This window comes from Pararhodobacter sp. CCB-MM2, assembly GCF_001691415.1.
Taxonomy (GTDB): domain Bacteria; phylum Pseudomonadota; class Alphaproteobacteria; order Rhodobacterales; family Rhodobacteraceae; genus Pararhodobacter.
Genome location: NZ_LRRR01000012.1, coordinates 69,796 through 93,607, shown reverse-complemented (window position 1 = coordinate 93,607; position 23,812 = coordinate 69,796). Strand labels below are relative to the sequence as shown.

At 63.3% G+C, this 23,812-nt stretch carries 20 protein-coding genes and 1 tRNA gene; 18 read left to right on the top strand and 3 right to left on the bottom strand.

Translation table 11 applies throughout. The features are described 5' to 3' along the window. The 7 genes from BCY78_RS13455 to BCY78_RS13425 all read left to right on the top strand — a co-directional run bounded on the left by BCY78_RS13455 (position 1) and on the right by BCY78_RS13425 (position 5,106). Positions 1-732, top strand: a complete 732-nt coding sequence (locus BCY78_RS13455) for a CbtA family protein (RefSeq protein ID WP_068302704.1) — start codon at positions 1-3, stop codon at positions 730-732. Beyond that, positions 729-1,460 (top strand): precorrin-6A synthase (deacetylating), encoded by a 732-nt coding sequence (gene cobF, locus BCY78_RS13450; protein WP_068302703.1) that lies wholly within the window; start codon positions 729-731, stop codon positions 1,458-1,460. Before BCY78_RS13455 ends, cobF begins: the two co-directional genes overlap by 4 nt. Positions 1,461-1,497: 37 nt before the next feature. Beyond that, positions 1,498-2,130 (top strand): DUF2461 domain-containing protein, encoded by a 633-nt coding sequence (locus BCY78_RS13445; RefSeq protein ID WP_068302701.1) that lies wholly within the window; start codon positions 1,498-1,500, stop codon positions 2,128-2,130. 454 nt (positions 2,131-2,584) lie between these two features. Continuing rightward, positions 2,585-3,022 (top strand): hypothetical protein, encoded by a 438-nt coding sequence (locus tag BCY78_RS13440; protein ID WP_068296774.1) that lies wholly within the window; start codon positions 2,585-2,587, stop codon positions 3,020-3,022. Between the two features lie 87 nt (positions 3,023-3,109). Then, complete coding sequence (gene csgH / locus BCY78_RS13435) at positions 3,110-3,511, top strand: curli-like amyloid fiber formation chaperone CsgH (protein WP_068302698.1); 402 nt, start codon at positions 3,110-3,112, stop codon at positions 3,509-3,511. A gap of 146 nt (positions 3,512-3,657) precedes the next feature. After that, the gene (locus tag BCY78_RS13430; protein WP_068302695.1) at positions 3,658-4,053 is read left to right on the top strand and encodes a curlin; all 396 of its coding nucleotides are present in this window, start codon (positions 3,658-3,660) and stop codon (positions 4,051-4,053) included. A 96-nt stretch (positions 4,054-4,149) separates the two neighbouring features. Next, the gene (locus tag BCY78_RS13425; protein ID WP_083195024.1) at positions 4,150-5,106 is read left to right on the top strand and encodes a formylglycine-generating enzyme family protein; all 957 of its coding nucleotides are present in this window, start codon (positions 4,150-4,152) and stop codon (positions 5,104-5,106) included. 237 nt (positions 5,107-5,343) lie between these two features. Here BCY78_RS13425 and serA read toward each other — a convergent pair whose 3' ends face one another. Further along, positions 5,344-6,939 carry a phosphoglycerate dehydrogenase gene (gene serA / locus BCY78_RS13420; RefSeq protein WP_068302693.1) on the bottom strand — a complete coding sequence of 532 codons (1,596 nt, stop codon included), beginning with the start codon at positions 6,937-6,939 and terminating at the stop codon, positions 5,344-5,346. Between the two features lie 135 nt (positions 6,940-7,074). Beyond that, positions 7,075-8,232 (bottom strand): phosphoserine transaminase, encoded by a 1,158-nt coding sequence (locus tag BCY78_RS13415; protein WP_068302692.1) that lies wholly within the window; start codon positions 8,230-8,232, stop codon positions 7,075-7,077. Positions 8,233-8,397: 165 nt separating this feature from the next. Here BCY78_RS13415 and BCY78_RS13410 point away from each other — a divergent pair, with 165 nt between their 5' ends. From BCY78_RS13410 to BCY78_RS13395, 4 genes are all read left to right on the top strand, one after another. Beyond that, positions 8,398-8,973, top strand: a complete 576-nt coding sequence (locus BCY78_RS13410) for a hypothetical protein (RefSeq protein WP_068302689.1) — start codon at positions 8,398-8,400, stop codon at positions 8,971-8,973. Continuing rightward, positions 8,961-9,839 carry a phosphoserine phosphatase SerB gene (serB, locus tag BCY78_RS13405; protein ID WP_068302686.1) on the top strand — a complete coding sequence of 293 codons (879 nt, stop codon included), beginning with the start codon at positions 8,961-8,963 and terminating at the stop codon, positions 9,837-9,839. Before BCY78_RS13410 ends, serB begins: the two co-directional genes overlap by 13 nt. Positions 9,840-9,948: 109 nt before the next feature. Continuing rightward, a complete protein-coding gene (locus tag BCY78_RS13400) occupies positions 9,949-11,505 on the top strand; it encodes a helicase HerA-like domain-containing protein (protein WP_068302684.1) in 1,557 nt (518 codons plus the stop codon). Continuing rightward, a complete protein-coding gene (locus tag BCY78_RS13395) occupies positions 11,505-11,861 on the top strand; it encodes a glyoxalase superfamily protein (RefSeq protein ID WP_068302680.1) in 357 nt (118 codons plus the stop codon). Before BCY78_RS13400 ends, BCY78_RS13395 begins: the two co-directional genes overlap by 1 nt. A gap of 12 nt (positions 11,862-11,873) precedes the next feature. On the opposite strand, the gene BCY78_RS13390 is transcribed toward BCY78_RS13395, so the two are convergent. Next, positions 11,874-12,791, bottom strand: a complete 918-nt coding sequence (locus tag BCY78_RS13390) for a DMT family transporter (RefSeq protein ID WP_068302676.1) — start codon at positions 12,789-12,791, stop codon at positions 11,874-11,876. A gap of 174 nt (positions 12,792-12,965) precedes the next feature. On the opposite strand from BCY78_RS13390, the gene BCY78_RS13385 reads away from it, so the two are divergent. The 7 genes from BCY78_RS13385 (at position 12,966) to BCY78_RS13355 (ending at position 23,740) form a co-directional block, all read left to right on the top strand. After that, positions 12,966-13,040: transfer RNA gene (locus BCY78_RS13385), tRNA-Phe, on the top strand. Between the two features lie 868 nt (positions 13,041-13,908). Further along, positions 13,909-16,362: an EcoAI/FtnUII family type I restriction enzme subunit R gene (gene hsdR, locus BCY78_RS13380; protein ID WP_068302675.1), complete on the top strand. Its 2,454-nt coding sequence runs from the start codon at positions 13,909-13,911 to the stop codon at positions 16,360-16,362. 2 nt (positions 16,363-16,364) lie between these two features. Then, positions 16,365-17,813: a class I SAM-dependent DNA methyltransferase gene (locus BCY78_RS13375; RefSeq protein ID WP_068302672.1), complete on the top strand. Its 1,449-nt coding sequence runs from the start codon at positions 16,365-16,367 to the stop codon at positions 17,811-17,813. Further along, positions 17,810-19,477 (top strand): restriction endonuclease subunit S, encoded by a 1,668-nt coding sequence (locus tag BCY78_RS13370; protein WP_068302671.1) that lies wholly within the window; start codon positions 17,810-17,812, stop codon positions 19,475-19,477. The genes BCY78_RS13375 and BCY78_RS13370 overlap by 4 nt, the downstream gene beginning before the upstream one ends. Then, positions 19,474-19,866 carry a hypothetical protein gene (locus BCY78_RS13365; protein WP_068302665.1) on the top strand — a complete coding sequence of 131 codons (393 nt, stop codon included), beginning with the start codon at positions 19,474-19,476 and terminating at the stop codon, positions 19,864-19,866. Before BCY78_RS13370 ends, BCY78_RS13365 begins: the two co-directional genes overlap by 4 nt. Positions 19,867-21,005: 1,139 nt before the next feature. Continuing rightward, the gene (locus BCY78_RS13360; RefSeq protein ID WP_068302664.1) at positions 21,006-21,281 is read left to right on the top strand and encodes a hypothetical protein; all 276 of its coding nucleotides are present in this window, start codon (positions 21,006-21,008) and stop codon (positions 21,279-21,281) included. Between the two features lie 191 nt (positions 21,282-21,472). Continuing rightward, positions 21,473-23,740, top strand: coding sequence for a site-specific integrase (locus BCY78_RS13355; protein ID WP_068302662.1), 2,268 nt, complete (start codon positions 21,473-21,475; stop codon positions 23,738-23,740). Positions 23,741-23,812: the final 72 nt, after the last annotated feature.

The following is a 23,812-nucleotide window of genomic DNA, read 5'->3' as shown; positions in this document are numbered from 1 at the left end:
ATGCTTCAGAAAATGATGACCGGCGCGTTGATCGCCGGTATTGCGGCAGGGCTGCTTGCAGCCGTGCTGCATTTCGCGTTTATCCAGAACTCGATCCTCCTTGGTGAGCGGTACGAGACGGGTGAACTTGTCCATTTCGCAGCCCCTGAGGCCGCGGGAGATCACGGCCACGACAGCGCCATGGCGGAAGACGGCCATGACCACGGCAGCCACGAGCATGGCGACGAGGTCGGCACGTTCGAGCGCAACGCGCTGACCGTCGGCTTCACCGTGCTGCTGTATGTCGCCTACGGCATGCTGCTGACGGCGGGCTTCGGCATCGCGGCGCAGTTCGGCAAGCGGATCACCATGACCGAGGGCGCGCTTTGGGGCCTCGCCGGCTTCGCGGCGTTCCAGATGGCGCCGGGCATGGGCCTCGCGCCGGAATTGCCGGGCTCGGCGGCGGCGGATCTCGCCTCACGGCAGGTCTGGTGGTGGTCGACGGTGGTGGCAACGGGCCTCGGCCTCGCGCTCATCGCCTATGTCCGCAACGCGCTGGCGCTGGTCGCGGGCGCGCTGCTGATCGCCGCGCCGCATGTGATCGGCGCGCCGGTGCTCGACGCCTTCTACGGCTATGCCCCGACCGAGCTGGGGGCCTCGTATTCGGCCCGCGTGCTGGGCGTGGGTCTGGCCGTCTGGGTGGCGCTCGGCGCGATTGCCGGCCGCCAGTGGGAGCGGAGCAACCTCGCGTGATCGCGCTGGATCTCATCGGCATCGGCACCGGCAACCCTGAGCATGTCACGCTCGCGGCGATCCGGGCCATGGCCGAGGCCGATCTGATCCTGCTGCCCCGCAAGGGCGACGAAAAGACGGACCTGGCGGATCTGCGCCGCCAGGTCTGCGCCACCCATCTGCCCGACCTGGCGCGCGTGGTGGAATTCGACCTTCCGGTCCGCGATGCCTCGGGTGGCTATATCGACGGCGTGAACGACTGGCATGACGCCATCGCGCAGGCCTGGAAGGCGCAGATCGACGCGCATCTGCCCCAAGGCGGCCGGGTCGCGCTGCTGGTCTGGGGCGATCCCTCGCTTTACGATTCGACCCTGCGCATTGCCGCGCGGCTGGGCCTGACCCCGCGCGTCGTGCCAGGCGTGACCTCGCTGTCGGTTTTGACCGCCGCCCATGCGATTCCCCTCAATGACCTCGGCGCGCCCGTGGTCATCACCACCGGCCGCCAGCTGCGCGAGAACGGCTGGCCCGAGGGCGCCGATGCCGTCGCCGTCATGCTCGACCAAGGCGGTGCCTTCACCCATGTCGCGCCCGAGGGCGTGAAGATCTGGTGGGGAGCGTATCTCGGCATGGCCCACGAAGCGCTGATCGCCGGTCCGCTGGCCGAGGTTGCGGATCAGATCCTGACCACCCGGGCCGAGCTGCGCGCCTTGCACGGCTGGATCATGGACATCTACCTGTTGCGCCGCTGACGGGCCCCGGGCCATCCTGAGCGCAGGAGGCCCGCCGATGTTCAGCCCCGAGACGCTCCAGTTCCTCACCGACCTCAAGGCCAACAACGACCGCGACTGGTTCACCGCCAACCGCGCGCGCTATGAGGCGCATGTGCTGGCCCCGTCGCGCAGCTTCATCGCCGAGCTGTCCGACCGGCTGGGCGCCGCCTTGGGCCGGCCGGTCGAGGGACGGCTTTACCGGCTGAACCGCGATCTGCGCTTTTCCAAGGACAAGACGCCGTACAATGCCCATGTCCATATCGGCTTTGCCGAAGGGGGGCCGGCGATCTGGATGGTCGGGTTCGAGCCGGGGCGCCTCTCGCTCGGCTATGGCGCCTTTGCGTTCCCGCCCGCGGTGCTGACCCGTTGGCGCACAGCTGTGGTCGGCCCCTCTGGCGAGGGGGTGGCGGAAGTGCTGGAGGGATTGGCCGACCAAGGGCTCCGGCTGTCCGAACCCGAGCTGAAACGCGTTCCCGCCCCCTACCCGGCCGATCACCCGCGCGCGACCCTGCTGCGGCACAAGTCGCTCAGCGTCTGGGAGGATCAGCTGCCGATGGAGAGCGTCTATGGCGCCCCTGCCGCCGAGCGAATCGCCAAGGCGCTGACGGTCTTCGCGCCGCTGCGGGACTGGATGACCACTCGTCTGTGACGCGAATCATCGGCCCGGGTGACTCGTCACGCCCGTCGCTTGCCTGAAATGCCCCCTGTCATCGCATAACAGCCCTCGCCAAACGCGGGTGATTTGCCCCCTCGGCGGCAATATCGGCCGGGGCTGTCAACGTCATCGCCAATGTCAGGGCGGGGATTCGGCGATAGGCGACGGGCAATCAGAATCAAAAACAATCCCCTAATTCCAAAGCCATAGCCAGAATTTCGCGCCTTGTTATCGGATAACCACCCCCCGGTTATCACCCCGCAGCCCGGCGTTTTTGTCTGACCCGGTGGTTGGGGGCCATGTTGGGTTCATCGGAAACGCCATCGCCCCACGGCACCACGCCAGGCACCGGCACCCACCGACCCACAGACGATCAACACGACCTACACGACACACCAACCAACCCATTCAACCCGGCCCAAGCGCCACACATTCGGAGACTAAGACCATGTTCGCCAAGACCTTCAAAACCGCCATTCTCGCCACCCTGATCGCCGCCACCGCTGTCCCCGCTTTCGCCACCGGCGGCCACCGCGTCACCGTCAGCCAGTCGGGCTGGAACAACCAGATCGGTGGGGGCCAGTCGGGCCGTCGTCAGCAGCTGACGGTGATCCAGAACGGCGGCGCGAACTTCGCCATCGCCACTCAGGACGGTCGCCGCAACGAGGCCGCCGTGGGTCAGACCGGCTATTACAACTCGGCCGATGTCGACCAGATGGGCCGCCGCAACATCGCCGGCGTCAGCCAGATGGGCAACAACAACGACGCCACCGTCGTGCAGACCGGCCGTCGCAACGTCTCGGCCGTGATCCAAATGGGTGACAACAACGACGCCTCGGTCGTGCAGCACGGCTCGGACAACGTCGTCGCCATCGTCCAGCAGTAAGCCGGACGCGTCCCGGAGGGTCAGATCCCCTCCAGCCCTCCGGGACCCTCCCCCTCTTCCTTGACCTTTCCGCCACAGGAGCTTCCCATGACCCACCTTCCCGGAATTCGCCGCCGTGGCCCCGCCATCTTCCTGGGCCTTGCGCTGACCGGCTTTGCCGCCGCTTGCTCGACCGCCTCGGCTTCGAACACCACGCCCGCCGCGCCGGTCCGCTGCGAGATCGCCCTTGATGCCGTGCCCGGTGGCACCGTGATCAACGGCCGCGTCACCGCCGACCATGCCGTCACCGGCACCTATGCGATGCAGATCCGCTCGCATTCGGGGGGTGGCAGCGCCTCGATCAGCCAGTCGGGCGATTTCGAGATCGGCGCCGGCCGCACCGAAACCATTGCCGAAACGACGCTCTCGGGCACGCCCGCCGCGCATTCGGTCGACCTCTCCATCCGCGTCGAGGGCCGCAGCCTGAGCTGTGCCAACCCCTCTTTGTGACGTGGTCGCGGCGGTTCGGAAATTTCTTCGGACCACCCTCGCCGGATCGCCGCGCCTTTTCCCGCCTGCCCCGTTTGACTGCCTTTTCTGACGATCCCTTTTTTCGACGCCTTTCCCCAAGCCCCATTTTCCAAAGGACCAGCCCCATGAAAGCCCTCATCCTCTCCGCCGCCCTCGCCGCCACCGCCACCCTGCCGCTGGCCACGCCCGCCGCTGCCGGAGGCTCGGTGTCGATCAACGTCGCCCCCTCCAACGCCCAGGAAGCACAGGCGCTTCGCCTCGGCCTCGCCCTCTACGCCCTGCACAACGACATCGAGTCGAATGGCCATGTCACCCAGAGCGGCGTGAACAACGCGGCCGGCATCTATCAGGGCTCGTCGGATCAGGCGATCATCCATCAGGAAGGCTCGGGCCACACCGGCACCATCGAGCAGACCGGTGGCAACAATTCCTACGGCCTGTTCCAGTTCGGCGAGAATACCGACGCCGACATCGTCCAGACCGGCGGCCAGACCGGCCTCACCCTCCAGTTCGGCTGGTAATCCCCCTCCCCATCCGAACGGAGCGGGCGGCCCCTCGGGGCCGCCTGTTTCGTTGCCCGCATTGCATCCGGGCGCGCGGGGGTGCATGTCTCGGGCATGGAACAGGATGACAAGGCCAAAGGCTGCTGCGCGCCCTCGGGATCGGGACTGGTCATGCCGGCGCCCGCCTTGGCGCGGCGGGCCTCCGACGATCTGAAGGCCGCGATCGCCGCGACGATGATCCCGCTGAAGGGCGGCTTCTTCGACATGGGCGCGGCGAAGGGGCGCTATCCCGACGACCGCGACTCCCCTCCCCGCCGGGTCTGGCTCTCGCCTTTCTCGCTGGGCCGGACCTCGGTGACGGCGGGGCTTTATGCGCGCTTCGCCGCCGAGTCCGGCTACCGTTCGGTGGCCGAGACCGAGGGCTGGTCCTATGTCTTCCACCTCTTCCTCGAGGATCCCTTCGGCTGGGTCGATCACCCGCCCCGCACACCCTGGTGGCGCGCCGTCGCCGGCGCCAGCTGGGCCGCGCCCGAGGGGCCGGGGTCGTCGTGGGAGGCCAAGCCCGATCACCCGGCGGTGCATCTGAGCTGGTTCGACGCGCAGGCCTTGGCCGAGTTCACCGGCTTCCGCCTGCCGACCGAAGCCGAATGGGAATTCGCCGCGCGCGGGGGCCTGAAGGGCAAGCGGTTTCCGTGGGGCAATGACCTCGTCCCCGCTTCGGGCCATCGGCACAATGTCTGGCAGGGGGATTTCCCCCGCACCAACACCGGCGACGACGGCTTCGTCGGCACCTGCCCCGCCGATCATTTCCCGCCCAACGCCTACGGTTTCCACAACCTCACCGGCAATGTCTGGGAATGGACGTCGAGCAAGTTCGGCGACCTGCCGCAGAGCGACGGCCGCCTGCCCCCGCGCGACCCGCAGGGGCCGGACGAGGGGCCGGGCTATGTGATCCGGGGCGGGTCCTACCTGTGCCACGCCAGCTATTGCGAGCGGTATCAGGTGCATTCGCGGACGCATAACACGCCCGACAGCTCGACCGGGCATTGCGGGATGCGGCTGACGGGTTGAGCCGGGCAAGCGCCGGCCCGTGGGGTGGCGCAGCAACGGCGGCACGGGGGCGCTTTATCGCGTCACACCCCTCCATCGGCGGAGCGACGCGGGCGGCATCCAAAGCGCCAGCCCGCCGGGACGGGCCGGCGCTTGCCCGGCGGCCTTCGGCCTTGTTCCGGGCAACTCTTCACGTCGGTCTCGTCCAAAAGCAAAAGGCCCCACCGAAGCGGGGCCTTTCTTCTTCCGGGTAGAAGCTTACGCCACTTCGAACTTCAGCGGACGCACTTGTTGGAACATGCCCGTGCCTTCCAGCGTCTCGACGACCTTCTGCTCCAGCGCCTGGTCGAGGTACAGAAGTGCGATCGCGTCCTGACCGACGCCCGAGCGGCCCAGCGTGAAGTTGGCGATGTTGACGCCGTTCTTGCCCATCGTCGCGCCCAGAAGGCCGATGATGCCCGGCACGTCCTCGTTCGTCGTGTAGAGCATGTGCTCGCCGATCTCGGCGTCGATGTTGATGCCCTTGATCTGGATGAAGCGCGGCTTGCCGTCCGAGAAGACGGTGCCGGCCAGCGAACGCTCACGCTTGTCGGTGACGACGGTGATCTTGATGTAGCCGTCGAAGGCGCCGGCCTTCTCCTGCGTGGTGGTCGACAGCTTGATGCCGCGTTCCTTGGCGACGACCGGGGCCGAGACGAGGTTCACGTCCGGGTTGGCCGATTTCAGGATGCCGGCGATCACCGCGCAATCCAGTGCCTTCAGGTTCATATGCGAGGGCGAGCCATCATAGAGCACGTTGATCGCGCGCACCGGCTCCTCGGTCATCTGACCGGCGAAGTTGCCCAGATGACCGGCCAGCTTGATCCACGGGCCCATCACGGCGGCTTCCTCAGCCGTCACCGACGGCATGTTCAGCGCGTTCGAGACGGCACCAGTCAGCAGGTAATCCGACATCTGCTCGGCGACCTGCAGGGCGACGTTTTCCTGCGCTTCGGTGGTCGAGGCGCCAAGGTGCGGGGTGACGACGACATTCGGCAGACCGAAGAGGACGTTCTCCTTGGCAGGCTCGACGGCGAAGACGTCCAGCGCGGCGCCGGCGACATGGCCCGATTGCAGCATCTCGGCCAGAGCTTCCTCGTCGACCAGACCGCCGCGGGCGCAGTTGATGATGCGCACGCCCTTCTTGGTCTTGGCGAGGTTCTCGCGCGAGAGGATGTTGCGGGTCTTTTCGGTCATCGGAACGTGCAGGGTGATGAAATCGGCACGGGCCAGCAGCTCGTCCAGCTCGACCTTGGTCACGCCCAGTTGCTTGGCGCGCTCTTCCGACAGGAAGGGGTCGAAGGCCACGACCTTCATCTTCAGGCCGACCGCACGATCGCAGACAATGCCGCCGATATTGCCGGCGCCGATCACGCCGAGCGTCTTGTTGAACAGCTCGACGCCCATGAATTTCGACTTCTCCCATTTGCCGGCATGGGTCGAGACGCTAGCTTCCGGAAGCTGACGGGCGACGGCGAACATCATGGCGATGGCGTGCTCGGCCGTGGTGATCGAGTTGCCGAAGGGAGTGTTCATCACGATGATGCCCTTCTTCGACGCCTCGGGGATGTCGACGTTGTCGACACCAATGCCGGCGCGGCCGACGACCTTCAGATTGGTCGCGGCGGCGATGATCTTCTCGGTCACCTTGGTCGCCGAACGGATGGCGAGGCCGTCATACTGGCCGATGATCTCAAGGAGCTTGTCCTTGTCCTTGCCGAGATCGGGCATGTAGTCGACATCAACGCCCCGGTCGCGGAAGATCTGGACGGCGGTTTCGGAAAGGGCGTCGGAAACGAGAACGCGGGGAGCCATGGGTCTATCCTTGGATGGTCCAGTGAGCGGTGGGATGAAATCCCACCCTACGGAAATCTCTGTGGGGAGGCGGGGCGACACCATGGCGCCCCGCGGGAAGGCTGTAGGGTGGGGTTTCACCCCACCGCTGCGCGATCAGGCGGCCTGCGCCAGCGCGGCGATCTCGGCCTCGAAGGCCCATTCCAGCCAGGGCATCAGGGCTTCGACATCGGCGGTCTCGACCGTCGAGCCACACCAGATCCGCAGACCGGCCGGCGCGTCGCGATAGGCGCCGATATCCAGCGCCACGCCTTCCTTCTCCAGCCGCTTCGCAACGGCTTTGGCGAAGGCGGCACCGTCGGTGATGCGGCCATCGGTGAACTTCAGGCACACCGACGTGGTCGAGGCCTGCGCCATGTCCTCGGCGAGGTTGGCAAGCCACGGCTTCTGCGCACAGAAATCCCAGACGACCTTCGCATTGGCCTCGGCCCGCGCGACGAGCGCTGCTTGGCCGCCCAGCGACCGGGCCCATTTCAGCGCGACGAGGTAATCCTCGACCGCCAGCATCGACGGCGTGTTGATCGTCTCGCCCTTGAAGATGCCCTCGATCAGCTTGCCGCCCTTGGTCATGCGGAAGATCTTCGGCAGCGGCCAGGCCGGGGTATAGCTTTCCAGACGCTCGACGGCGCGCGGGCTGAGGATCAGCATGCCATGCGCACCCTCGCCGCCCAGCACTTTCTGCCAGCTGAAGGTCACCACATCGAGCTTGTCGAAAGGCAGGTCCATCGCAAACGCGGCCGAGGTCGCGTCGCAGATCGTCAGGCCTTCGCGGTCGGCGGGGATCAGGTCGCCATTGGCAACGCGCACGCCCGAGGTCGTGCCGTTCCAGGTGAAGACCACGTCCTTGTTGAAATCAACCGTCGCGAAATCGACGATCTGGCCATAGGGGGCCTTCTTCACTTCGGCGTCGATCTTCAGCTGCTTCACCACGTCGGTGACCCAACCTTCGCCGAAGCTTTCCCAGGCCAGCATCTCGACCGGGCGGGCGCCCAGGAGCGACCACAGCGCCATCTCGACGGCGCCGGTATCCGAACCCGGCACGATGCCGATGCGGTAATCGGCCGGCACGCCCAGAACCTCACGGGTCAGGTCGATGGCCTCGGCCAGCTTGGACTTGCCCACGGCGGCGCGGTGCGAACGGCCGAGCGGCGCGTCAGCAAGCATGTCCAGCGAAAATTGGGGGATCTTGGCGCAGGGGCCAGAGGAGAAACGCGGATTGGCCGGCCGCGTAGCCGGGGTGTTCGATACAGACATCGTACCCTTCCAGATATATGCCTCTCGTTGGGGAGAGGTGTCCCGCCGCAACCGATATTCCGGCGCGATCCCTTTCACAAGCCGGAAAATTGACCTAATGCGGCACTTGAGATCGCGAAAGCGACGCCGAAAATCCACCATCGGAAACACGCAGGGAGTTTGCCCATGCCGACGCCCTTCGGCGACATATCCCTCGCCGTTCCGGTCGTGGTCCGGCTTGAAGCCTGGCGAATCGCACTGGACGACGCCGCCAGCTATCTTGAGCTGCTGGTCCGGGTCGCCAACGAAGACCGCGCTGACCGCGATAAAGCGACCCTCTACAAAGGCTTGAACGCCGCCGCGATCCTTTCTGTCTGCCAACTTCTCGTGCCGGGCTCCGCAGGCCCGAATATCTCTGCGAACAACGAACCCGTGCTGCAGGATCTGCTGGAGCGGCTCTGCGACCATAGCGATGACGCAAATGGCTGGCGTCGCGGCGCCACTCGGGGATACCTGGAAGCGGCAAGGCGGCAGCGACATCAATTGCTCGCACATTTTGACGGTATGGCTGCCGATGTGACCCTCCCGGAGGGCCCCGATTTCCGCATCATATGGCAATCGCCGAACTCTTCCTTCCGCTTCAGAGGCTATGACGGCCTGCGTCAGGCGTGCCGGCAAATGAGCTTGCGGCTCGGCGAAATCCTTGAAATCCAGAGGCGGAACGCCCGCCCGAATGACGGAGACCACCCGTGTACACCGTGACGATGCTCACCAACCCTGCCAATCCGGTGCTGGAAACCACGCTTGTGGAAACCCTGCGCAATGCCATGGGCGGCGGCACCGCGCGCTGGCTGAAGCGCGGCGTCGCGGCCGAGTTCGAGATCGCGGAGAAGCCCTCGAACCTTTGGGAAAGCTGGGAAAGTCTGCAGGCGATGAGCGTCGATCTCTGCGTCCAGAAGACCGAGGGGCGGCGCAAGGCGATGCTGCTCGCGGATATGGATTCGACGATGATCCAGCAGGAATGCATCGACGAGCTGGCCGACATGGCCGGTGTCGGCGCGCATGTCGCGGGCATCACCGCGCGGGCGATGAATGGCGAGCTGGACTTCGAATCGGCGCTGAAAGAGCGCGTCGGGTTGCTGAAGGACCTGCCGGTCGGCGTGATCGATCAGGTGCTGGCCGAGCGAATCACCTACATGCCCGGCGGCAAGGTGCTGATCGCGACGATGAAGGCGCATGGCGGCCACGCGGCCTTAGTCTCGGGCGGCTTCACCGCCTTCACCGCCAAGGTCGCGGCCGAGCTGGGCTTTGACGAGAACCGGGCGAACACTTTGCTGGCCGAGGATGGCAAGCTGACCGGCGAGGTCGGGATGCCGATCCTCGGCAAGCAGGCCAAGGTCGATGCGCTGAACCAGATCACCGAGCGGCTGGGCCTGACGCCGGAGCAGGTGATCGCGGTGGGCGACGGGGCCAATGATCTCGGCATGCTGCATCTGGCCGGCGCGGGCGTGGCGCTGCATGCGAAGCCCTCGGTCGCGGCGCAATGCGAGCTGCGGGTGAACCACGGCGATCTGACTGCGCTTCTGTATTTGCAGGGTTACGCCGAGCAGGATTTCGCGGCAGTCTGAGGCCGCGCTTCTGGCAGGCGCCGGAGGTGGGGGTTTCACACCCCCACACCCCCGTGGAGTATTTGAGACAAAGTGAAAGGGGCGCGGAGTCGCCCCGGGGAGCGAGCGCATGGCAGAAAGCCTGTTTATCGGGGGCGGCGGCGAGAATTACGCGGTGGCCGAGGAGCTGCTGCTGAAATACGGCAACCGGCACGGGCTGATCGCGGGGGCAACCGGCACCGGCAAGACGATCACCATGCAGATCATGGCCGAGGAATTCAGCCGCGCCGGCGTCCCTGTCTTTCTGACCGATGTGAAGGGCGATGTGGGCGGCATGGCTGTCGCGGGCACGCCGCGTGACAGCTTCCAGCGCCGGGCGGACCAGATCGGGCTGGGGCCGCTGAGCTACGAGGCGATGCCGGTCACCTTCTGGGATCTGTTCGGTCAGATGGGCCATCCCGTCCGCACCACCATCGCCGATATGGGCCCGCTGCTGTTGTCGCGCGTGTTGGAGCTGACCGAGGCGCAGGAGGGCGTGATCAACGTCGCTTTCCGCCTGTCCGACGAGGAAGGCTGGCCGATCCTCGATCTTGACGATCTGCGGGCAATGCTGGGCTTCCTCGGCGAGAACCAGCGCGAGATGTCCGAGAAATACGGCAATGTCACCACCGCTTCGATCGGCGCGATTCAGCGGCGGCTTCTGGTGCTGGAGAACCAAGGCGCGGCGAATTTCTTCGGTGAGCCGGCGCTGGCGATTTCGGACCTGATCCGCACCAGCTCTGAGGGACGTGGGCAGGTGAACATCCTGCATGCCGCCCGGCTGATGGAGACGCCCCGCCTTTATGCGACCTTCATGCTGTGGCTGATGTCCGAGCTGTTCGAGGAGCTGCCCGAGGTCGGCGATGCCGAGAAGCCGAAGATGGTGTTCTTCTTCGACGAGGCCCATCTGCTGTTCGACGGCGCCCCCAAGGCCCTGGTCGACAAGGTCGAGCAGGTGGCGCGGCTCATCCGCTCCAAGGGCGTTGGCATCTATTTCATCACCCAAGACCCCGATGACGTACCCGAGGACGTGCTGGGCCAGCTGGGCAACCGCGTCCAGCATGCGCTGCGCGCCTTCACCGCCCGCGACCAGCAGGCCCTGCGCCGCGCCGCGCAGACCTACCGGCCGAACCCACGCTTCGACACCGAAGCGGCGATTCGTGAGGTCGGCGTCGGTGAGGCCGTGACCTCGTTCCTGGAGGCCAAAGGTGTGCCGGGCATCGTCGAGCGCACGCTGATCCGCCCGCCGGCCTCGGCCATGGGGCCCTGCGATGAGGGGACGCGGCGGCAGGTGATCGCCGCCTCGCCGATGGGCCGGAAGTACGACACCCCGGTCGACCGCGATTCGGCGCATGAGATGTTGGCCCGGCGCGCTGGCAAGGCCGCTGAAGAAGCGGGCCGGGCCGAGGAACAGGCCGACGAGGGCTTCACTCGCGCCCGCCGTTATTCGCCCAACTCGTCCCGCTCGCGCCGGGTGAACGAGGAGGCGCCGACGTCCCGCAGCAGCTCGCGCTCCAGCTCCAGCCGGTCCTCGCGCAGCGATTCGGTGACCGAGGCCTTCACCAAATCCATGGCCCGCTCCATCGGTACCCGCGCCGGCAGCGCCATCGTCCGGGGCGTGCTGGGCAGCCTGTTCCGCGGTCGCTGATGAAGGCACCGGTGCCGATCCTGCGCAGCTTCGACGAAGCCAAGGCGCTGGAATTCTATCGGGATTTTCTGGGGTTCGAGGTGGTGTTCCGGCACCGCTTCGACCCCGAGCTGCCGCTTTACATGGGCCTTCAGCACGGGGACTGCGTCCTGCACCTGTCCGAACACCATGGCGACGCCGCCCCCGGCGCCACCCTGCGGATCGAGGTGCCGGATGTGGCGGCCTTTTGCGCCGCCCTGAACGACAAGCGCTACGGCTTTGCCCGGCCCGGCCTGCAGGACCAGCCCTGGGGCGCCCGCGAGACGAGCATCGCCGACCCGTTCGGCAATCGGTTGGTGTTCTGGTCGCCCCTCTGACGCGGCGCGGGCTTACCCCTGCGGCGACATCGCCTTGCGCTGCTTGGCCCGCTCAAGCCCCAGCTGACGTTCACGCCAGATGATGAAGATCCCGGCTGAGACCACGATCGAGGCGCCGATCAGCATGGTCCCGGTCGGGACCTCGCCGAACACCCAATAGCCGATCGCCAGTGCCAGCAGCATCGACGCATAGTCGAAGGGCGCGACCAGCGAGGCATCGGCCTCGCGGTAGCTCGAGGTCAGGAAGATCTGCCCCACCCCGCCGATCAGCCCCATCAGCACCAGCGTGACAGCCTCGGTTGGCGACGGCATTGCCCAGCCGAAGGGCAATGTCAGCAGCCCCAGCCCCGCCGCGGTGAACGAGAACCAAAAGACGATGGCCGCCGTCTGCTCGGTCGCCACCAGCTTGCGCACGGTGACCTGCGCCAAGGCCGCGCAAACGGCCCCGGTCAGCGCCAGCATCGCCCCGAAGGCCTCACCGGTGGTGACATCCGCGCCGACCGAAAGGCGCGGCGAGAGCACGATCATCACCCCGGCCAGCCCTGCGAAGACGGCAGACAGGCGGAAGACCCGGACGTCCTCGCCCAGGAACATCGAGGCGAAGATCACCACCAAAAGCGGCGCGGCATAGCCGATCGCCGTGACCTCGGGCAGCGGGAGGAAGGCGAGCGCGGCAAAGCCCATCCCCATGGACGTGGTCCCGACAAGACCGCGCCAGAAATGACCGAGCGGCTTCGAGACCCGCAGGCCAGTCTTCAGCTCCCGGCGGAAGGCCAGCCAGACCAGAATCACCGGCATGGCGAAGAACGAGCGGAAGAAAACGGCTTCTCCGGGCGGGATGGTATCCGAGACGGATTTCACGAGACTCGACATGGTGATGAACATCGCCACAGAGATGAGCTTGTAGGTGATCCCGCGGATCGGGCGCATGTCGGGGCCTTTCCGGACCCCATCGGGCCCGCGTTCCTGAACGCATGAAAGATCGCACGAGGGGCGGGGAACGGCAAGGTGAGCGAAGTCTTCGAAGAGTGTGAATTTCCCTCTGGACACTCCCCGCGGGCTGACCTAAGACACGCCCACCCAGAAGGCGACGCCTTCTCCCGTGCCCGGGTAGCTCAGGGGTAGAGCAGTGGATTGAAAATCCTCGTGTCGGTGGTTCGATTCCGCCCCCGGGCACCATTACTCCTCGACAGAGATCGCCCAAGTTCTTGAAATCAAACTGAATTTTGGGCTGTCACTCGGCGACTTGCAGCTACTTGCTACAGAATTTGCTACAGTTTCTGCTACATCAGAAACACCAGAGAGTCGCAGATCGCTCTGGACACAATCGGCGAGAGCGTTGCGATGGCGCCGGGTTCGGCCCCTGCGGGCTGTACTATGCCGGCTTCCCAACGAGCCGTAGATGCGTTGTAAGCTCTGCAAAGGGCGGTCGCCTAAAGCCACCGACGCGCAGGTGTCGTGGGTAAAGAGACGGGTGCCCGAACATTGATGCATCCGACGTGGCTCCATCCGAGCCGGAACGAAGTAAGACTGCCCGGTGCTCCTGCTTCGCACTTCCCAAAGTTCAGCCAAATTCAACGCAACCGATCTTGTCGCGGAGCCATGCATAGAGCTGACGCTCTTCCCGCGTTGCATCCTTGCTGGCGCGAGTCACGCCTTTTCCAAACCGCATCAATCGCCGTTAAAGCACAAGAGTGCTGACGACTCGTCGCAGTCGCAATCACCCCGAACGCGTTATCGTCGACCGAACGGATGTCAGCCTCTACGATAAAGGGTACGAAGAAAGTGAAGCCCTTTTCCCGCAAGCCCGTGGTGTCGGCCAGCTCTCGCTTAATCATCGTCCACCCCCACGGGTTTGTGCCCCCGGCGCAAAAGCTGAGCACATCAGGGTCTACGCCACTTCCATCTGAATGTCGGACATGACGAAAAGCAGTTTCAAGGCCTGACCTCGGCGCCGTCGACTGTTGATACCCGCGCTTGTCTTTGGGCACGGCAGCAAAGTAGCGTCAGACATTGATCTTGTGGTTGGGTATTCCGGTAGGACGACATGGATAAGCGGATTCTTAGCGAGCGCGATATCTGCTCGAAATTCATTACTCCCGCGCTGGTCGCCGCCGGCTGGAACCTCACCACCCAGATCCGCGAAGAAGTCAGCTTCACCAAAGGGCGGATCATCGTGCGCGGCAAGATGGTCAGTCGCGGTGAAGGGAAGCGCGCTGACTACATTCTCTCTGCCAAGCCCAACATCCCCATCGCCATTATCGAAGCGAAGGATAACAAGCAGCCTATGGGTGGCGGCATGCAGCAAGCCCTGGGCTATGCCGAAACGCTGGATATCCCGTTCGTGTTTTCTTCGAATGGCGACGGCTTCATTTTCCACGACCGAACTGGCACGTCACCCGAAGTCGAGCAAACATTGGGATTGGACGAGTTTCCGAGCGCTGGTGAGCTTTGGCACCGCTACAAGGTCTGGAAAGGTTTGACCGACGCGGAAGAAAAGATCGCCCTCCAAGACTACCACGACGACGGGTCCGGCAAGGAGCCGAGATACTATCAGGTCAACGCGATCAACAAGACGATGGAGGCGATTGCCAAGGGTCAGGATCGCGTACTGCTCGTCATGGCGACGGGGACAGGCAAGACCTATACAGCGTTTCAGATCATCTGGCGCTTTCGCAACGCGTTCCCGGGAAAACGGGTGCTGTTTCTGGCCGACCGAAACGTCCTGATCGACCAGACCATGATCAACGACTTCCGGCCCTTTAGCGGCAAGATGGCGAAGCTCTCTACGCAGTCGAAAACCATCGAGCGCCCTGACGGGACGCGAGAAAGCGTGACCCTCGCGCTGGACAACAAGCGACGGATCGACCCGTCCTATGAGATTTACCTTGGCCTGTATCAGGCGATCACCGGGCCAAACGAGAGCCAAAAGATCTACCGTGAGTTTTCCAAGGACTTCTTCGACCTGATCATCATCGATGAATGCCACCGGGGCAGCGCATCAGCGGACTCGGCTTGGCGTGAGATCCTGGATCACTTCTCGTCTGCCGTGCAGATCGGCCTGACCGCGACTCCGAAAGAGACGGAGTACGCCTCGAACATCGAGTACTTCGGCGCACCGGTTTACAGCTACACCCTGAAGCAAGGCATCCGTGACGGTTTCCTCGCGCCTTACAAGGTCATCAAGGTCCACATCGACCGCGATGTGCAAGGGTACCGCCCCGAGAAAGGGCAGTTGGATCGGGATGGTGAAGAAGTCGAGGATCGGATCTACAACGCCAAGGACTTTGACCGCACCTTGGTGCTCGATGATCGGACCAAGCTCGTCGCAAAGAAAGTGACCGAGTTCTTGCGCGACAGCGGGGACCGCATGGCGAAGACCATCGTCTTCTGCGTGGATCAGGAACATGCAGCCCGTATGCGGCAGGCCTTGATCAATGAGAATGCAGACCTCGTCGCGAAAAACGCGCGCTATGTCATGCGCATCACCGGGAACGACAAGGAAGGGATCGAACAGCTCGGGAACTTCATCGACCCCGAGGCTTCCTTTCCCGTGATCGTCACGACATCCAAGCTGCTGTCCACCGGTGTCGATGCTCAGACCTGCCGTCTGATCGTACTCGATCGGGAAGTCGGGTCGATGACCGAGTTCAAGCAGATCGTCGGACGCGGCACACGCGTGCACGAAGACAGCCGGAAGCTGTTCTTCACGCTGATGGATTTCCGCGGCGCATCGAGCCATTTCGCCGATCCCGACTTCGACGGAGAACCCGTCCAGATCTACCAACCAGGCCCGGATGATCCTGTGACCCCACCGGACGATACCCCGACCAACAACGACGACTCCTCGATCCCGGATGACCTCCGCGAAAACGAGACCGTCCTGATCGATCCGCGCAACGAAAGCATCCTGAGCACCACCGGCACCGGTCCACGCCCGAAGGTCTACATCGACGGCGTGGGCGCCGATATCGTCGCAGAGCGCGTCGAATACCTCGACGAGAACGGCAAGCTGGTGACCGAGTCCCTGCGCGACTACACCCGCAAGGCCATGCGTCAGCGGTTCACCAGCCTCGACGACTTCCTGCGCCGCTGGAAAGAAAGCGAACGCAAGAACGCCCTGATCGAGGAGCTCGCCGATGAGGGACTGCCCCTCGACTTGATCGCCGACGAGCTGGGACTCGATCTCGACCCATTCGACTTGATCTGCCACATCGCCTTTGACGCCAAGCCGCTGACCCGCAGGGAACGTGCCGAGAATGTCAAGAAACGCGACGTGTTCACAAAGTTCGGTCCCCAGGCGCGCGCTGTTCTCGAGGCCCTGCTCGACAAGTACTCGGACGACGGCGTCATCACTATTGACGATCCCAAGATCCTGAAAATCAACCCCTTCTCCGGCATGGGCACCGAGGTTGAACTGATCCGGGCTTTCGGTAAGAAACCAGATTACATTCGCGCCGTGCATGAAATGCAGGCGGCGCTCTACGAAGAAAGTGCCTGACCATGTCCGTCCGCAACCTCGTCAAGTCCATTCAGGACATCATGCGCAAGGACACCGGCGTCGACGGCGACGCGCAGCGCATGTCGCAGCTGGTCTGGATGTTCTTCCTCAAGATCATGGATGACCAGGACGAGGCGCTGGAGATCACCCTCGACCACTACACCTCGCCGATCCCCGAGGACCTGCAATGGCGCTTCTGGGCGGCCGATCCCGAGGGCATCACGGGCGACGCCCTGCTGAGCTTCGTCAACGACGACCTCTTCCCGCGTCTCAAGCTCTTGTCGCCGCAGAAAGGCGCCCGCGCCAAGGTTGTGCGCGATGTCTTCGAGGACGCTTACAACTACATGAAGTCCGGCCAGCTCATGCGGCAGGTGATCAACAAGATCAACGAGGTCGATTTCAACAACCTCACCGAACGCCAGCACTTCGGCGACATCTACGAACAGCTGCTGAACGACCTGCAGAACGCGGGCAACGCCGGCGAATACTACACGCCCCGCGCCGTCACCGCCTTCATGGTGCAGCAGGTGGACCCGAGGCCCGGCGAGATCCTCATGGACCCGGCTTGCGGCACCGGCGGTTTCCTCACCTGCGCCATGCGCCACATGCGTGACAAACACATCAAGCGCCCCGAGGACGAGACGCTGATGCAGGCCTCTCTGCGCGCGGTCGAGAAGAAACCGCTGCCCCACATGCTCTGCGTCACCAACATGCTGCTGCACGGTGTCGAGGAGCCGTCCTGGATCCGACATGATAACACGCTCGCCCGCCCGTTGGTCAGCTGGGGACAGGCGGACAAGGTCGACATCGTCCTGTCCAACCCGCCCTTTGGCGGCAAGGAAGAGGACGGGATCGAGAACAACTTCCCCACCTTCCGCACCCGCGAGACCGCCGACCTCTTCCTCGCGCTCATCATTCGCCTGCTCAAGGATACGGGCCGCGCCGCTGTGGTCCTGCCCGATGGCTCGCTTTTTGGCGAGGGCATCAAGACCCGACTGAAGGAACACCTGCTCGAGGAATGCAACCTGCACACCATCGTGCGGCTGCCGAACTCGGTCTTCAAGCCCTACGCCTCCATCGGCACCAACCTGCTGTTCTTTGAAAAGGGCGCGCCCACGCAGGACATCTGGTATTGGGAACACCGCGTGCCCGAGACGCAGAAGGCCTATTCCATGACCAAGCCGATCCGGCTGGAGCATTTGGACGACTGCGCCGCATGGTGGGGCGGGCCGACGCGGGAGGGGCGGCAGGAAAGCGAGCGCGCCTGGAAGGTGTCGATCGACCAGGTCCGCGAGCGCGGCTTCAACCTCGACATCAAGAACCCGCATGTGGTCGATGTGGACCATGGCGAGCCGGAGGAACTGCTGGCCGACCTGCAACGCGCCGAAGCCTCGGTCGACCACCTGCGGGCCGAACTGAAGGCCATCCTGACCGAGGCCCTTTCCCGATGAGCAGCGGCGCGATGAACGCGGAACGGTTGCTGGACGTCTACGAGCAGATCAGCGAAGCGCCGGATGCCATCGCCCGGCTGCGGCGCTTCGTGCTGGATCTGGCGGTGCGCGGAAAGCTGGTGGAGCAGGACATTTCAGAGGCTCCGGAGCAGGTCGGCCTCGAACCTTACACCAGTGATGCTCCTTACGAATTGCCCGCCAATTGGCGATGGATGTGCATTGGCGACCAGTTGGACCTGCTCAACGGTATGGCGTTCAAGCCGACTGATTGGATTTCAGAGGGGCTAAGGATCGTCAGGATCCAAAATCTCAACAACCCTGATGCGCCGTATAACTTATGCGATCCCGCCATGGCACGTGATCGATCTCTGATCGACAACGGCAGCTTTCTTATCAGCTGGTCCGGCACCCCTGGCACCTCATTTGGCGCCTTCATATGGGATCGAGGGCCGGCAGTTCTGAACCAGCACATCTTTCGCTGCGACTTTCAAACTGATGCGTATACCCCAGAGTTTCTAAAGCTGGCCATCAATGGTCGCTTGGATGAGATGATAGAAAAAGCCCACGGGGGAGTTGGGCTTCGCCACATCACCAAAGGGAAACTTCAGGCAATGTTGATTGCCGTCCCTCCTCAGGTCGAACAGCACCGGATCGTCGCCAAGGTCGATGAGCTCATGGCACTCTGTGATCGGCTGGAGGAGGCCCGGAAGACGCGGGAGGAGCTGCGCGACAAGCTCACCGCCACCAGCCTCGCCCGCCTGACCGCCCCGGATACCACGGCAGAGGACTTCCCCACCAACGCCGCCTTCGCCCTCGAGGCGCTCCCCGCCCTCACCACGCGCCCCGACCAGATAAAGACCCTCCGCCAAACCATCCTCAACCTCGCCGTCCGCGGCAAACTGGTAGAGCAGGATGCGGCGGATGAGCCTGCAACGGAGTTGCTGGAAGCCATAGCGGTGGAGCAGAACGAACTGGCAAAGGCCGGAAAGATCAAAAGGCCGAAGCCGCTTCCACCTGTCGATATGGCATTGGCACCTTTCGATCTTCCCGTGGGTTGGTCGTGGACCAGATTTCCCGAGCTTGGGACATTCGGTCGTGGCAAATCCAAACACCGGCCACGAAATGACCCCTCACTTTACAGGGACGGAGATATCCCATTCATTCAGACTGGTGACGTCGCGAGGTCTGGTGGTCGCATCACGTCAAATACCGGCTTCTACAATGAAGTCGGTTTGGCGCAGAGCATGCTCTGGCCGCGTGGTACCATGTGTATCACGATCGCCGCGAATATCGCCGACAGTGGCATTCTGGACTTCGCTGCATGCTTCCCGGACAGCGTGGTTGGCCTCGTGCCAGCATCAATGTTCGATAATGCCAGATACTTCGAGTATTTCATCAGAACGGCGAAAGCGAACCTGTTGGAGTTTGCGCCAGCAACCGCGCAGAAGAATATCAATCTGGGTATTCTTGAGACGGTCCTAATCCCGCTCCCACCCCTCGCCGAACAACACCGCATCGTAGCCAAGGTCGATGCCCTCATGGCCCTCTGCGATCGGCTGGAGGCCGCCCTGACCACCGCTGACACCACCCGCACCCGCCTCCTCGAAGCGCTCCTCCACGAGGCGCTGAACCCCGCCACCGACGCCTTAGAAGCGGCGGAATGAGCGAGGACGTCGACTGGGCGCACGTCACCGCCTTGCTCGATGATCTCTACACCGCGGCCGATGGCCTCGAACGGATCTTCCCCGGTCGGAAATTCACCCTCGACGGCCATCTCGTCGGCAGCATCGGCGAGGTCGTCGCCGCCTACATGTTCGACCTCGACCTGAACCCGGCCTCCATCCACGGCCACGACGCCCGCGCCCGCGATGGTCGCCAGGTGGAAATCAAGCTGACCCAGGGCCGTGGCGTTGCCATCCGCCGCGAGCCCGAACGCCTGATCGTCCTGCATCGTCCCGTCGGCGGCCCGATCCGCGTAATCTTCAACGACCCCGGTCCCGTCACTACTTTGCCCTCGACGCCTTGCCACGTATCAAGCTGGGCAAGATCCTGAAGCCAGTTCTTGTTGAGACCTACAAGGGGACGTTCCTTGGCTGAACGGCGGCAGACACGCAAGTTATCACGGACCGTGCCGAGCTCACCAAATGCGCCTCATTCTCCTTAGCCCTGCCAAGGTAGCAGGACTGCCGCGAAGCCCAGGATTGCTCCAGCATTTCGCCTGAACCGTTTCTGTCTTTGGCGGCCATGCCAATGATCGACCAAAACCAAAAGATGACCAAGCGACTGCTTCGAGAATGACACAGATGATCCGTCCGTCGCTGCGCGCCGCAGCAGACTTCTCACCTCGACAGTCTCGAAGCAGCCTTCGTATCTCCTGCGCAAACAAACGCAGGTGAGAGTGCTCGCACGTCTGCAAGCGTGTGTGCCGCGACCGGCCCCGTCAGAAATCGTTCCCACGATAGGCTCGACTGCGCGCCGCCGAGCTTTCGCCGTTCATGATCTCTGCCGAGTTGCACCCGACACATCGAGTAGATGGACATCTTGAAAGGGAAACAAAACTGATGCTGCGATTTTTCTCACAGCTCTGACAGTTTGACCTTCAGCACCCACCTCCACAGGACGCTCTGCGTCTCTTTCTGGAGTTTCCCTTATTCCCTTATTCAGGCTCGGATTCGCCTATCGTTTTCAATGTCTTACAGGGTCAATGACGCAAAAACTCCGGGACATGACGCAAAAATCCCAGGGGATGACGCAAAATCTCCGCCCGATGACGCAAAATTTCCGAATCCTGACGCAAAATCTCCGCGCAAGTGACGTGGCGTCAAATCTCCAAGGAGACAGGTGATCTTGTGGGCTTGCCGCGCTCCGGCAAAGCGCATGTGAGAGCCATCGGCATGCATCTGCACGGGTTGTACCTCGGACGCAGGCATGTGCGGTTTCCCGTTCCTATGTGCAGGGCGATCCGTGGTTCTTCGCTGTTCCTGTCAGGATGACGCCATCGTCCTGCGTGCAAGAGAGCACCAGCGACAACGTGCCCACCCGAACAAATGAGCGAACTCCAAAGCGGCACACCCGCGGACACCTCGCTCGAATTGGCGCTGACTAAACGGCTCAAGCCAATCTCAATTAGATTTTCGAGAACGCGACATCGGCACCAATTCCCCTCCAGATCAACGCAATCTGGAGACCATCATGATCTTTCCCCCGGATGAAATTTTTACCGCCGCGGAAGCAGCGGCCGAACTCAACAGGTCTGCAAAGCAGGTACGCCGTTACCTCGCGACGGGCATCCTTGGCGGCAATCGCAGAAGCGGCCACTGGACGACGACGGCGCTCGACATCTGGCGCTTCAAAAACATCGCCGACGAGATGCTGGAGAACTGGCGTCGCTACTGCCTCGAGCTCGAGGAGCGCGGAGCCCCAAAACAATTCTTTGAAAACAATGGCATAAACGCCCCGGGGAAATAGGAGGGTCTGCACGGGGTGGGGGTGCAGACCCTCCACTCCCCCCCGATGTCCCTCGATGGCCGCGAATGTCCCTCGGTGTCCTCCAATGGCCGAGCAAGGCCGCCCCCGTCCCCATTTTGGCGCCCTCATGCGGTGGTTTTCATCGCGAAACCACCGCGTGAGGGCGCCCCCTCCAGACAAGGAAGAGCAGAATGATGATGCAGGAAAACACGATTGTCCCGACCAACGACACCCGGGACCTCGAGCGCGCGCTCTGGCTCTCGAAACTCACGCCGGCATCTCGCAATGCGACGATTGCCAGCCTGCGTACAATCACGAGCACAATGGGACGCGATGGTGTGCTCTCTGTCGATGAACTCGAGGCCATCCTCCTCGACCCTTCGGCGGGACTGCGCGCGCAACTCGGCGAGCGTGCGGCGCAGCTCCTGTCCGACGCGCGGCGTGCCTTGCGCGTCTGGGCCGACGAGCCAATCCGCTGGCTCGCCGTGAACCTGCGGGGGCGGATCCCGACGCTCCGCGACGCCCAGCAAGCCGCGGGTCTCACGATGGGCCCGGATGATGCCAAGCGGGCCACTTCGGCCCTGGAGGGCCTCGCGTCCGCCGAGCAATCCACGACAGCAGACATCGCTGCGACTGAGGCGACGGTCTCGGCAATTTTCAAGCGGCTGTCCCCCGAGGATCTGGACTGCAATACGAGAAAGACCTTCGAGAACAAACGGTCGCTCTGCCTGCGCGCCGTCCGTCTCGTCGACTGCTCTCGCAAGAAGGTGCGTAAGAGCGACCTCGCCAACATGTCCGAAGCCGCAAAGCGGGCGTTGACTGCGGTTGAAGAGCGGCTGAAGGAGCATGAAACCAGCGCTCTGGCCATTGCGCGGCGGTTCGTTCTCTTCGCCGATCACTTCGGCGCGGATCTCGAAAACCTCGACCCGGGCTTGCCGTTTTCCTTCTACGAGGCAGAACGGTCCAACTTCTCAAACAGCCATGAGGAGAAACTGCGTCGCTTCGTCCGGGCCTGGAACGAGGCGGCAACCGTCACCGGCCTGGCCCGAGAATTGCCTACACCAACGCTGCCGGTCCATCGGCAGGCAACGGTGAAGTGGCATGATGTGCCGGAATGCATCCGCGCCCCGCTGGATCAAATCCTCGAAAACGCTGTGTCGGCAAAGATGGAATGCGCTTGGGATGACCTGGTCTCCGAAAGCACAGACGAAGAATATGCCGAATTCGGCATATTCGGCGATGACGAGGGCGATACGGGACCAGAAGACGCGGCGATCGTCATCGAGCCGGGAACGCGGAAGAACTGGCGCGACGCTGCGAAACGTGCCTGGCACGCGGCTCAAGAAGACCATCGGATCACGAGCAAACCGTCGTCGCTGGAAAAACTCTTCGACACCTCAATCGCCAAAGCGATGGTAGTCGCCGCCCGAAAGGCCCGAAGGGCGCGCATCGAGGCGAGCGGCGAAACTTGGAATGCCAAGGAAAAAGGCCGCTACGAGCATTCCCTTGTCGAGACTTTGTGCGCCATCGCGCGCCACATCGGGATCGACGAGACCCGGCTCAGCGCTCTTGAAGAATTCAAGGTATCCATCGACCCGATGGTAGTGGCTACGAAACTGAAGAAAGACGGTACGAAGACCCGTGTCTACACAAGCCGTCGGATCGGCAAGAGGCACAAAGTCAAACTTGCCCGTTTCTCCGAGGAAAGCCGGCTGCGCAGGTACTTCGAGGCCCCCGGCGAGCTCTGGAAAATGGCATGCAAAGGCCTTCAGAAGGGCCGGCGCCCGAACAAGGAGCATATCGCTTTGGCTCGGAACGCTCTTTTCCTTCGAATCTCGCAATACACGGGCCCGCTGCGCAGGACCAGCCTCGTCGGGCTGCGTCATGAAGGTGACGACCCACACCTGATCCTTCCTGCAGGCAGTGGCCCCGGAACACTCATTATCCCGGCGATCGAAACGAAGACGCTGAGCGAATTGCACATCCAGATCGATCCGGAGACTGTGAAGATGATCAAGTACTACATCACGCATTTTCTCCCTGAAGCCCGCCGCCTTGCCGGTGTGCGCGCGTGTAACCCGCACTTGTTCCCAGGCTACCCGATGAAACCAGACGAGGCGTCCAAGCATGCCCCGGGCATCGGCCACATGTGCAAGGAAAAGGCCAACAATACGTTTCGTAACCAGCTGTGGCGGCATTTCAGAATCGATCTGAACTTGCATGTCATGCGGCATCTCGCTGGCAAGATCATCCTCGATCAAGATCCCAGTGCCATGGAACTGGTGCGGATCCTGCTCGATCACCGTCGCATCGAAACGACGCAGAGCTACTACGCCGAAGTCAACTCGATCATCGCCCAGCACCGCTATTTGCATCTTCTCGAAAGGAGCCAGCGAAGCGTGCTTGCGAAGGTCAATTTCAAGATCGTGGAGGATCCCGCATGCCGAAACACCGGGTAACCGCACCGCGCGCTTCCTGGCCGGAAGTCCTGCGCGTCCGGTTCGACGCGCTGTCGCTTTCGGAACATCAAA